A 10039-nucleotide genomic window follows, 5' to 3' on the forward strand; every position below is an offset into this window, starting at 1 on the left:
AAAACACAATAAATACAGCTTTTGAGATTTAATACTTTATTATTGTCTATTATATAGCCTTTAATAACGATAATTATGCCTTCTTTTAAGGCAAATCATCATACATTAAAAAATAATTACTTTAGTTTATAAAAGGTGGGAGAGTTGTAATGAATGTCGATATTTCCGTAGATCGGACATGGCAAAACAATTTTTTAAATAGAATTGACGAAGATGGTCCTTGGACAAACTGGGATTTATATCACTTAGCTTATGAAACAGAAAAATCGTTACTTGTTCCTACTTTTGATGGACTACAAGCACCGAAACATTTATCCCATTTCACACCGCTTCCGCATCAATTAGAAGTCGCTCAAAATGTGATTGAACAAATGAACGGTAAAGCGATTCTAGCAGATGAAGTAGGCCTTGGAAAAACAATCGAAGCTGGACTTATTTTGAAAGAATACATGGTCCGCGGGCTCGTGAAAAAGGTACTTATACTTGTCCCAGCTTCTCTCGTATCACAATGGGCATACGAACTGAATACAAAGTTTTTCATTCCAGCTGTAGCCCAAAAGAAAAGCTATTCATGGGAACAAGCCGATGTGATTGTCTCCTCAATTGATACTGCAAAACGTTCACCGCATCGTGATATCGTTTTGAACTTAGAATATGACCTTATTATTATCGATGAAGCACATAAACTTAAAAATAATAAAACAAAAAACTATGAATTTGCACAGCGATTAAAAAAGAAATTTTGTTTATTACTAACCGCTACTCCTGTTCAAAATAAGATTGATGAAATTTTTAACCTTGTTTCTTTATTAAAACCAGGACATTTAGGCAATCAATCCAACTTTGAAGAATATTACGCTTCCAAAAATCGCTCAGCCGAATCAGATGAAGACTTAAAAGCTCTCATTAATAAAGTAATGGTGCGAAATAGACGACATAATACCGGTATCGATTGGCCGAAGAGACATGTACGTACAATTTTTGTTGAGTTTAATGAACAAGAACAAGCTCTATATAATGATATCGAAAATTGGCGAGGACAAGACGCCTTCACATCTGCTTTCTCATCGTTAACTTTAAAACGGGAAGCATGTAGTAGTCGTGAGGCTGTTTACTATTCATTGAAAAAGCATGTAGAAAAAAGACAGAAAGAAAACGAACATTATATAAAAGATCCACATATCGATGTGCTAATGGACAAAATTAATCATATTCCTTTCAACTCAAAAGCAAATAAAGCTCTTGAGCTTATAAAAGAAATTGACGATAAAGTCGTTATCTTCACAGAATATCGAGCGTCACAAATGTACTTACAATGGTTTTTACAACAACACGGTATTTCTTCCGTTCCATTCCGCGGCGGGTTTAAACGCGGGAAGAAAGATTGGATGAAGGAGCTTTTCCAAAACCACGCACAAGTATTAATTGCAACTGAAGCTGGTGGTGAAGGGATTAACTTACAGTTTTGTAGCCATATGATCAATTATGATTTGCCATGGAATCCAATGCGTCTTGAACAAAGAATCGGGCGTATTCATCGTCTCGGTCAAAAGAATGATGTTCATATTTATAACTTAGCTACAAAGCATACTGTTGAAGAACATATTCTGAAACTGTTATATGAAAAAATCAACTTATTCGAGCGTGTTATCGGTGAACTCGATGAAATTTTAACGAGAATTAATATGAAAAACATCGACGCGCACATTCAAGAAATTTTCGCGCAATCAAAAAGCGAAGGTGAAATTAGAATTAAGATGGAAAACTTAACATCTATTATCGACTTTGCGAAACGAAATGAAGCTGAGGTGCAGGGCTATGCAGCAACATGAAATTCATAATTACTTATACAATTTCTTTGAGGCGAATAACTGTGAAATTTTAGAACGTTCTCCTCATTTATTAGATGTACAGTTAACAATTGAGATGGATAAATTATTAATGAATCGCCCTTTTTATTGGCACTATCTTGAGAAAACAGGAGGCGTACCGAATCCGATGCGCCTTACTCTTATTACAAATCCAGAAAATGAAGAAAATGATGGTGAGCTTATTCACTACGGTTCACCACGTCTACATCAAATTTTCCAAACGACAAAAGAATTAGGCTCATACATACGTTTATATGAGGATGTAAGACATAATGGAGCAACACATACACCGCTCCACCCTTGGCTCGGTATTAATATAAAAGTTTCCTATCAATGTGATCGAAAAAAAGACATCCTTCACTCGATTGGTATTCATCTCATTTCTGGAACAATGATGGCAAACTTTCATGAAACATTAACAAACATTAAACTTACACCAAAAATACCTGATTTTTGTTTTACGCTCTCGCCCATCATTAAACCTCAAAGTGGTTTACAACGCATAGAAGACGCTTTAAAAAATATAATTGCAGAAGATGACCATACGTGGGCAAAAGAAGCAAGAGTGCGTTGGAATCATGATTTAGACCTTTTAAACCGTTTTTATGAAGAAAGTGACGAACTTCCTGAAAGCTATGAAATTGAAAAACAAGCTCTGCAAGAACAGTATGAACCACGTATTACAGTGCAAATTATTAACGGTGGACTCTTTTATGTTACCGCGAATCATTTTCTATCAAAATAAAGCTCCTTCTGCTTTAGAAGGAGCTTTATTTCGAGTTACTCTCTATCCTCATTACGCTCTTGTTGTTTTTGCTTTGCCATGCGTTTTTGATACGCACGATCCTTCGCGCTCACATGATTTGCATCAGTTGGAAGATTTTCTTTCGAACGTCCAATTCCATTGCTCATCTTTCCCACTCCTTTTTACGTTTTTCAGAATACATGTTTATTTTCAGCTAGAGTGACAATCCTTATACAAAAAAATAAGAGCAGCCATTGGCCACTCTTACTCGCTCACATATTTTTGAAACATATCATGGATGCCTTTATTTACTAGGTTCGAGATCTGCTCGTCAGATTTATTCGGATAACGATCACGCAATCTGATAGATGCCTTCACCATTAAATTTTCTAATACAGAACGGCCACCTTCTCCATAAATAATTTCAGCATATTTAACAAGCCTTCCATCCTCTACTGTTGCTGGATTATGATTGAAGAAAAATTTACTCATTGTCTCCACCTCTCTCTTTTGATAACGTTTACATTTATATAGATTATTTATGTTATTTATTTCACAATATTGTATGCATGTATATTTAATTAGTTTCATTATAAAGCAACATATCGATAGTAAATATGTGATTTTCCGTCCATTTTGTGAACAAATTAAAAATGAAAGCGTTTCCTTTATTATATACTAAAAAAACTTACTACGCTAGGGGCAATTTTTTTCAATCTACTAACCCCTCGAAAATTGATATATTTTTTCTTTTCCCATTAAACCCTTATACAATTTTCAGAAATTATATTATAAAATATATGTATGACTTAAGGAGGCTTTGTATGAATCAAAATAAAAAAGCTATATTAGATCTTGTCTTTTATCTCGTAATCCCATTCCTCATTTGGAAATTTGCAAAACCTTATATCGATCCTTATTACGCGATGTTACTTTCCTCTGTTCCGGGGATTATTTATACACTGTATACCTTTAAAAAAGAAAAACAGTTTAACGTGACAGGGTTCTTTATTTTAATTACACTCATTTCTAATACAACGGTAGATTTATTATCTGGGTCAGCTGAACGAATGTTGTGGAATGATGCATATTATCACATCGTACTCGGTATTATCGTCATCTGTACAATTTTCATAAAAAAACCACTCATGTTATATTTCGCTGCGGATATTGCAGCGCTGCAAGGGCATGACCGTAATAAAAGTCGTGAACTGTATCGTGATAGTCGTATCTATCCAGCATTGCAATATTTAACGCTCTTTTTTGGTCTACAATTCATATTAAAAAGCTTCTTAAAAATTTATTTCATCTCTGTTTTTGGTGTAGATGGCTATGGTGAAATGAGAGCGATTATGACCGCTGTAGGCTGGGGCATTTCTATTTGTATCGGAATAGGATTTGTATGGGTGAACAATAAAATACATGCCGTTACGGAAGAACAAGAATCCGTGCAGTAAATAAAAATCCCCTAGTGTAATACGACACTAGGGGATTTTTGGTTTGCTAAACATATGACTAAAATTCAACTTGATTTTTTTCTTTTACTTTTTACATTTCGGTAAAACAAAGCAGCACTCAGCGGCATAACACCAAACCACTTATTCATAAATGGCTCTTTTTCAGCACGGCGTTGTTCTTTCTTTTGTTTTCGATCTTCTTTTGGAGCATCCATATACGACACAAACTGCTGCGTCACAAAGCGAACATAATCATTAGTAGACATATTATCATCACCTCTACTTGATTAGTATGTCCACTTTTTTACACATTAATCTTTTCCTTTAATTCATTCATAATTTGCTTTACAGACTTATTTGTCGTATCGATATGAATGTGAGCCTCTTCATAATAAGCTCGGCGTGATTCAAATTTCTTTACAAATGCATCTATATCTTTCTTTTGAAATAGTGGACGTGTCGTATCTTCACGAAGCCTTTCTGCAATTACATGCGGATCGCAATATAAATACACGACAGTTCCGTTCTCTTTCATCCACTTGCGATTTTCCGCTCGTTCAATAATTCCCCCACCAGTTGTAATAATGACATTATGGACTGGTAGCGCACGTAACATTTCACTTTCATATTCCCGAAAAGCCATTTCGCCTTCTTCAGCAAAAATATCACGAATTGCCTTCTCCTGCTTCTCTTCAATTTTTTGGTCTGTATCGATAACATCCATATGAAGTTCTTTACTTAACGCTTTTCCAATTGTTGTTTTCCCTGCTCCCATGTAGCCGGTTATGTATATAGATTTCATTTTCTGTCCTCTCAATCGTCATTTATTAATTGTTATTATAACGAAAGATGCTACTTTGTTTAATAAAAAAACGTTTTGTTCTTATACTATGAAGAACAAAACGTAACACTCGCTTTTACTTATAAGTACCTCTTCTCACCCACTGCGTTGCAATCCATTTCTCACCTTTCGTTACAGGTGCCCCTCCGTGTAACGTAAGCTCATTTATTGATTGATCTTGATAAAAATACTCAAAGTATACTGCCATTCCCTTTCTAGGGTGTACAGAAAGATTTAATTTCGGGAAGTACGTTTCTCCGCCTTCTTCTACATCATTTAAATACATTACAAGCGTACTAATACGATTATTAGCAGCTGATCTACTATGTTCCGCAAAATAATCATAGTGGGCTTTATATTGTTGATCCACTTCATAATTTAAAATGTGTAATCCTTCACCATGCGACGCAGGAACATTCATGATAGATGAAATTCGTTTTTCAATCTTTGAAGTAAGTTCATTGTCTTCCAAAAATGCACCGCTACTTGTTCGAATATCATTTACATCACGTGATGAACCAATTTTAGAACGCTCCATTTTATTTTTAGACATTTCAATCAATTCACCACACTCTTCATCACTTAGTACATTTGCTAATACGACAATAAGAGGTTCTTCGAATTTTGAAATAATGTGTATTTCTCTATCTTCTGTCATAATCGTATTTCCTTTATGATCAAAAATAGTTTGTTCCTTATTTTCACCTATTTGATTGTTGTTTGTCATTTCCCTATTCTCCCTAAAAATAATGATTGGATAGCATGAATATATCATATTCTTTCTACCTTTCTCTTTTTTGAGAAAATTTAAACTTTTAATCATTATATTTATCCATTTCTTCTAAAAAATCAATTCAATTTACAATAGAAAATCCTGGTTTATCTCCATATATTTCACATATTATCCTTCTATCCAATCCACTATTTTTCCATCCTTTTTTCTATACCGAAAACTCACCGTATAGAAAGCTTCCTGTTTGAGTGTGCACTGCAACGTAACGAGAATTAAATCATTTTCAAAGACATAATTTCCACTCGCTTCTCCCTTTTCATACTGAAAGAAAAATGTACCTTCTTTTTCTTTTTGCTGTAAATCTTTTTTTATATCTGTAATAGATCGGTTAAGTAATTCATCCAATAAAAACTTTTGTTCTATTTCTATATAAAAATTTTTATCTGTAAACAACATATTTGTTTCGTATATAAAAAAAGAAGTTAATAAAATAAGAAAGATAATCGTTCCAGGCATTGTAAATCCATTTTGCTTTCTCATACGTTTATTCCTATTTCGCTATATCGCATAACTACACCTTCATATATTTTCCCACTAGTATCTTTTACATTTATAATGAGTACATGAGGTGTTAGTTTGTAAGAAACTGTTCCAATATTTTGTAAAACAACTTCCCTCCCGCGCCTATTTACCTTTCTTATAAGACGACTATTCTCTTTTTCATACGATACTTCACTCCCATTACGCGATCGGAATCGTAAAATACTTTCTCCATTTTCAAATGATAGCTGTTCTCCAGATGATACTTCACGAAACTCCAACTGCATTTGCCCTAAATATAGATACATCCCTTTTATTTGTTTTTCTCCCCTTTCAAACATCCTGTTATATCAGGGTTTTTATCTACGAGCTTTTTCAGGTATTTTCTATCCTTTTCTAAAAAGCGGGGCAAAGGTGGGGCGTCAATACAAAAAAGGGGGGCAAAAGAGCTGGAATTTCTTTCAGCTCTTTTTCATTGAAATTCTGGGACAACATACACTTTCGCATAGACTCCATTCTTCATTGCGAATTGCTCTAAAGTTTTTTGTCTATATTCCGTCAATGTAAAAAAATGAACAAATGGCACCTTACCATTATACTTCTCCTTATAATAAGAAGTAAATTCACTATACCTATTCATTTTCTCACTGTTTATGTGCATCATTTGAGTGCGATCTATTTCAACAGCATTTAAAATCCCTTCTTCATCTCGGAATTTCACATCTGGAATAATTGTCTTCTTTTTATCATCTATTTTATAACGTATAGGTGTTTCTATCTGCCAGTCATCCGGACAAAACAGATAGAGCCAAGCTTCATTTCTCATAAGGCTATGTGCTAATCGAATTGTTGGTACTATTTTTTCTGTATCATCGAATAGCGCACGCCCTTTTTTATTTAAGTAATATACATATTCCTTTTTATAAACTGTACTATTAACAAACGATCCCAAATCCTTTAATATACGGTTTGCATTTCTTATTCCACCTAAATCATGTATAGCCATTAAATGCCTACGTGTAGCGAATTTCAGCTTTCTAATCGAGGTCAGAATCATCATCTGACGATTCAATTTGATGTGTGTTTGTATGTTCATGTTTCTCCACCTCATATTGTTTTAGTACATTCCACATCATTTCATTAGAAATATAAGGCACTTGAATTTCTGTTAACCTATCCGTTTTAAACAAAGCGCGTCCAGGAATACTTTTTATTGATTCTAAACCTGGTTCATCGATAACAACACTTGAAGCTGTTTGAGTTGGCAACCTAAATCCTAGTTTCGCATCTGAATTTTGCTTAACTTGTCGCGGTAATGTATCTCCAGTCGGATATTGTGTACAAAAAATCAATCTAAAACCGAGCGCTCCACCAATCCTCGCTATATAAGAAAGCATTCTCTGACAAGCAATTAATAACTTTTGCTGCTCTTTACTCATACTTTTATCAGGACAAAGTTCAGCACCTTCATCAACTATAACGAAATGTCGTTCTTTTATATTTGTTTCTACAACGTTTGTATAGTGCCTTTCCTTCATATAACACATTTTTTCTTCCATCTTTCCAAGAATTGCATTTAAAACTTGAAATGCTTGAATCGGCTTTTCCGCTATAGATTCAACTTGCTTTAAATTTTGATATGGCCCGAATTCTAATCCGCCTTTTAAATCAACAATGTATAAATGCGTATGGTCTGATTGTGCTGTAATAAGAGATGTCATTACATTCTTTAAAAATACGGTTTTTCCCATACGTGTCAAACCGCCTAAAGTCATGTGTGGTGTTTTATCGAAATCATGATAAATTAACTCTTCTAAGCTTTGCCCTATAGGTACAAGCCATTTCCCTTGTTCAACTAATGTTTTGGACCATTCCCACTTATTAGGTATGTCTTTATGAAATACTCGAATACTTAATTTATAATTATCGTAATGGATCCGAACAGGTTTGTTTAATCCCTCACTCACAACGTCCTCAACCTTTTGAATAATTTTGCTAGGCATACCTACAGGTAAAGTGTAAATATATGTTGTGCTGCGATCATCATCAATTTGTTTTTGAAACGTAGGATAATGCAACTTATCGTCCCTTTTAATAGCAATCCCACTCACCTCAAAAAAGACTTGAATCTTCTTTTTGTCATCATCTTTTCGTTTGAACTTTTCACTTACTAGTGCATAAGTTAGTGCTGCCGTGGGAACCAGTAGTAACTCCAGCATAAACATTTCCTCCTTACATATCCTATAAGGATATCATTGCACTCTTTTGGAATATGACGGGACAAGCCTTGTCTTATGCCTTCTCTATTGTCCCACCATTCCATATTGCATGCCTTTATAGAAACATAACTAGAACATAACGTAGAAGGTATAAGAACGAGCCTGTGAGCGTTGTGTACAAAGTAATACGTGGAAGCCAATGTGGAACACTCTTCCCCATTTTTTCCGCTACCTTCATTGCAACTACTGACAAACCTGTTGCTGTCCAAATAATTACCGCTTCTCCTGCAAGAGTCATGTTTATTCCTCCTCTTCCTTTTCACGAAAGGCAATACCTTTTCTCGTTAGGACGACATCATAACAATCCATTAGAATTTCCCAATTTAAAACATCTTCTTCCTCTCCATATAGATCTTCTTCTAATACCTGTGACAAACTGAAATATCCTTTATATTCTTTTCGATCATAAACTTCATGATTTTTCATGTGATTTAAAATTGATTCCGTCTCCGCTCGTGATCTGGATTCATTGTACATCAAGCGCAATTCCTTTGACGGATGAAGATATGAAGTTGTGTTCAGGTGATTATACTGCCAACGCATGTAACCCTCTCCTCTCTTGATGTCCTTAGTTCCACTTGGTATTCCTCGTGGTCTTGATATAGGTATATGAACTAGAAAGAAGGATTTTGCCTGTCCAAGCGAAAAAATAAAAGAAAGACCTAGTACTTTTTTGTTAGGGGGATGAAATATTATGCGAAGTCGTTTAAAAGAAATTTTAGATAGCAAAGGTTTCAAGTATAGCTTCATTGCAAAAAAAGCATCAATTTCAAATTCAACTATGACAAACTTAATTAAAGGAGCTACGCCTACATTACCTGTTGCATATCGTATTTCCAAAGTGCTCGAATTACATATAGAGGACATTTGGTTTGAAGAGGATTAAAAAAATATGCACGTACAGTGATAAGAAATAAAACTTCTAAAATGTTACATTAATTGGTATGATTTACTTAATTCAAGGGGGCGTTTTTATGGAATTGCGAACAACTGCGGATGGTAATTCTTATATTATTGAAGTCGAGAAAAAGAAGGCTTCAAAAAAGGGGATTGTAGCAAGAACATTATCATTTTTAACAGGATCATTCTTTTTAGTTATAGGAATTATCTTATGTTTAACCATAATTGGAGCAATTGCTGGGATACCATTAATTATCTTTGGGTTACCTTTCATTGTTGGTTCTTTGGGTTTTCAACGTGTAGATTGTCCCAACTGCAATAGAAAACAGACAGTAAAAAAAGGGATTGGAAATTTTAAATGTCATAGCTGTAATAAAAACACTCTAATAGAGTGGAAATAATAAGGGGAAAACTAATATGAAGGTAATTCGTTCTATTTTTAACGTATTTCGTATAATCAGTAAAATCATTACTCCAATATTAAAAGCATTATCAAAAAGTAAATTTTAATTACATAGAAATAAAAAAAGAGCCATCAAAACTGACGGCTCTTTTTGTTTACAAAATTATTCTTTTGTATAGTAATACTTTAATCCTTTAGCATCCAACCACGCTGTTGCTTTATCTAGCTCGCTACCTTGACGATAATCCGACTCGAAATAAACAAGCCCCT

At 34.2% G+C, this 10039-nt stretch carries 17 protein-coding genes and 1 pseudogene; 6 read left to right on the forward strand and 12 right to left on the reverse strand.

The features are described 5' to 3' along the window. Positions 1 to 149: 149 nt before the first annotated feature. On the forward strand, positions 150 to 1832 hold the full coding sequence (locus MR168_RS12900) for a DEAD/DEAH box helicase (RefSeq protein WP_001100037.1): 1683 nt from the start codon (positions 150 to 152) through the stop codon (positions 1830 to 1832). Further along, on the forward strand, positions 1819 to 2616 hold the full coding sequence (locus MR168_RS12905) for a YqhG family protein (protein WP_001183964.1): 798 nt from the start codon (positions 1819 to 1821) through the stop codon (positions 2614 to 2616). The genes MR168_RS12900 and MR168_RS12905 overlap by 14 nt, the downstream gene beginning before the upstream one ends. A gap of 35 nt (positions 2617 to 2651) precedes the next feature. Here the strand turns inward: MR168_RS12905 and MR168_RS33335 are convergent, their stop codons facing one another. Together MR168_RS33335 and MR168_RS12910 are read right to left on the reverse strand one after the other, a co-directional pair. Next, positions 2652 to 2783 carry a hypothetical protein gene (locus MR168_RS33335; RefSeq protein ID WP_000064668.1) on the reverse strand — a complete coding sequence of 44 codons (132 nt, stop codon included), beginning with the start codon at positions 2781 to 2783 and terminating at the stop codon, positions 2652 to 2654. A 97-nt stretch (positions 2784 to 2880) separates the two neighbouring features. After that, entirely contained in the window at positions 2881 to 3108 is a 228-nt protein-coding gene (locus tag MR168_RS12910; RefSeq protein ID WP_000032702.1) for a hypothetical protein, read from the reverse strand. 73 nt (positions 3109 to 3181) lie between these two features. On the opposite strand from MR168_RS12910, the gene MR168_RS12915 reads away from it, so the two are divergent. Further along, the gene (locus MR168_RS12915; RefSeq protein WP_001987222.1) at positions 3182 to 3298 is read left to right on the forward strand and encodes a hypothetical protein; all 117 of its coding nucleotides are present in this window, start codon (positions 3182 to 3184) and stop codon (positions 3296 to 3298) included. A gap of 142 nt (positions 3299 to 3440) precedes the next feature. Further along, on the forward strand, positions 3441 to 4073 hold the full coding sequence (locus MR168_RS12920) for a VC0807 family protein (protein ID WP_086412121.1): 633 nt from the start codon (positions 3441 to 3443) through the stop codon (positions 4071 to 4073). 65 nt (positions 4074 to 4138) lie between these two features. Here MR168_RS12920 and MR168_RS12925 read toward each other — a convergent pair whose 3' ends face one another. The 9 genes and pseudogenes from MR168_RS12925 to MR168_RS12965 all read right to left on the reverse strand — a co-directional run bounded on the left by MR168_RS12925 (position 4139) and on the right by MR168_RS12965 (position 9009). Further along, positions 4139 to 4339 carry a YqzE family protein gene (locus MR168_RS12925; RefSeq protein WP_000106083.1) on the reverse strand — a complete coding sequence of 67 codons (201 nt, stop codon included), beginning with the start codon at positions 4337 to 4339 and terminating at the stop codon, positions 4139 to 4141. Between the two features lie 38 nt (positions 4340 to 4377). Next, entirely contained in the window at positions 4378 to 4875 is a 498-nt protein-coding gene (aroK, locus tag MR168_RS12930; protein WP_000836624.1) for a shikimate kinase AroK, read from the reverse strand. Between the two features lie 115 nt (positions 4876 to 4990). Next, positions 4991 to 5641 (reverse strand): 2OG-Fe(II) oxygenase, encoded by a 651-nt coding sequence (locus MR168_RS12935; RefSeq protein WP_000183867.1) that lies wholly within the window; start codon positions 5639 to 5641, stop codon positions 4991 to 4993. A 174-nt stretch (positions 5642 to 5815) separates the two neighbouring features. Continuing rightward, complete coding sequence (comGG, locus tag MR168_RS12940; protein WP_001231318.1) at positions 5816 to 6187, reverse strand: competence type IV pilus minor pilin ComGG; 372 nt, start codon at positions 6185 to 6187, stop codon at positions 5816 to 5818. Continuing rightward, positions 6184 to 6510, reverse strand: a pseudogene (locus MR168_RS12945) (competence type IV pilus minor pilin ComGF); the annotation flags it as partial. The gene comGG and the pseudogene MR168_RS12945, both read right to left, overlap by 4 nt. A 149-nt stretch (positions 6511 to 6659) precedes the next feature. Next, positions 6660 to 7283 (reverse strand): replication-relaxation family protein, encoded by a 624-nt coding sequence (locus tag MR168_RS12950; RefSeq protein WP_242291339.1) that lies wholly within the window; start codon positions 7281 to 7283, stop codon positions 6660 to 6662. Continuing rightward, positions 7225 to 8406: an FtsK/SpoIIIE domain-containing protein gene (locus MR168_RS12955; protein WP_242291340.1), complete on the reverse strand. Its 1182-nt coding sequence runs from the start codon at positions 8404 to 8406 to the stop codon at positions 7225 to 7227. Before MR168_RS12955 ends, MR168_RS12950 begins: the two co-directional genes overlap by 59 nt. 115 nt (positions 8407 to 8521) lie before the next feature. Continuing rightward, a complete protein-coding gene (locus MR168_RS12960; RefSeq protein ID WP_000170781.1) occupies positions 8522 to 8704 on the reverse strand; it encodes a hypothetical protein in 183 nt (60 codons plus the stop codon). 2 nt (positions 8705 to 8706) lie between these two features. Next, a complete protein-coding gene (locus tag MR168_RS12965; protein WP_016098914.1) occupies positions 8707 to 9009 on the reverse strand; it encodes a hypothetical protein in 303 nt (100 codons plus the stop codon). Between the two features lie 151 nt (positions 9010 to 9160). On the opposite strand from MR168_RS12965, the gene MR168_RS12970 reads away from it, so the two are divergent. Together MR168_RS12970 and MR168_RS12975 are read left to right on the forward strand one after the other, a co-directional pair. Further along, positions 9161 to 9352, forward strand: a complete 192-nt coding sequence (locus tag MR168_RS12970; protein WP_001257714.1) for a helix-turn-helix transcriptional regulator — start codon at positions 9161 to 9163, stop codon at positions 9350 to 9352. A gap of 88 nt (positions 9353 to 9440) precedes the next feature. Continuing rightward, complete coding sequence (locus MR168_RS12975; protein ID WP_016098915.1) at positions 9441 to 9767, forward strand: DUF5362 family protein; 327 nt, start codon at positions 9441 to 9443, stop codon at positions 9765 to 9767. Between the two features lie 165 nt (positions 9768 to 9932). On the opposite strand, the gene MR168_RS12980 is transcribed toward MR168_RS12975, so the two are convergent. Then, positions 9933 to 10039, reverse strand: a 107-nt coding sequence (locus MR168_RS12980; RefSeq protein ID WP_282093715.1) for an N-acetylmuramoyl-L-alanine amidase C-terminal domain-containing protein, incomplete at its 5' end; no start/stop codon positions are given.

Origin of the sequence: Bacillus cereus group sp. BfR-BA-01356, from assembly GCF_022663635.1 — a bacterium.
Classification (GTDB): Bacteria; Bacillota; Bacilli; order Bacillales; family Bacillaceae_G; genus Bacillus_A; species Bacillus_A cereus.

Coding starts and splice junctions, on each gene's coding strand:
- MR168_RS12900 (WP_001100037.1), top strand. CDS start 150: ATGAATGTCGATATTTCCGTAGATCGGACATGGCAAAACAATTTTTTA.
- MR168_RS12905 (WP_001183964.1), top strand. CDS start 1,819: ATGCAGCAACATGAAATTCATAATTACTTATACAATTTCTTTGAGGCG.
- MR168_RS33335 (WP_000064668.1), bottom strand. CDS start 2,783: ATGAGCAATGGAATTGGACGTTCGAAAGAAAATCTTCCAACTGATGCA.
- MR168_RS12910 (WP_000032702.1), bottom strand. CDS start 3,108: ATGAGTAAATTTTTCTTCAATCATAATCCAGCAACAGTAGAGGATGGA.
- MR168_RS12915 (WP_001987222.1), top strand. CDS start 3,182: ATGCATGTATATTTAATTAGTTTCATTATAAAGCAACATATCGATAGT.
- MR168_RS12920 (WP_086412121.1), top strand. CDS start 3,441: ATGAATCAAAATAAAAAAGCTATATTAGATCTTGTCTTTTATCTCGTA.
- MR168_RS12925 (WP_000106083.1), bottom strand. CDS start 4,339: ATGTCTACTAATGATTATGTTCGCTTTGTGACGCAGCAGTTTGTGTCG.
- aroK (WP_000836624.1), bottom strand. CDS start 4,875: ATGAAATCTATATACATAACCGGCTACATGGGAGCAGGGAAAACAACA.
- MR168_RS12935 (WP_000183867.1), bottom strand. CDS start 5,641: ATGACAAACAACAATCAAATAGGTGAAAATAAGGAACAAACTATTTTT.
- comGG (WP_001231318.1), bottom strand. CDS start 6,187: ATGAGAAAGCAAAATGGATTTACAATGCCTGGAACGATTATCTTTCTT.
- MR168_RS12950 (WP_242291339.1), bottom strand. CDS start 7,283: ATGAACATACAAACACACATCAAATTGAATCGTCAGATGATGATTCTG.
- MR168_RS12955 (WP_242291340.1), bottom strand. CDS start 8,406: ATGCTGGAGTTACTACTGGTTCCCACGGCAGCACTAACTTATGCACTA.
- MR168_RS12960 (WP_000170781.1), bottom strand. CDS start 8,704: ATGACTCTTGCAGGAGAAGCGGTAATTATTTGGACAGCAACAGGTTTG.
- MR168_RS12965 (WP_016098914.1), bottom strand. CDS start 9,009: ATGCGTTGGCAGTATAATCACCTGAACACAACTTCATATCTTCATCCG.
- MR168_RS12970 (WP_001257714.1), top strand. CDS start 9,161: ATGCGAAGTCGTTTAAAAGAAATTTTAGATAGCAAAGGTTTCAAGTAT.
- MR168_RS12975 (WP_016098915.1), top strand. CDS start 9,441: ATGGAATTGCGAACAACTGCGGATGGTAATTCTTATATTATTGAAGTC.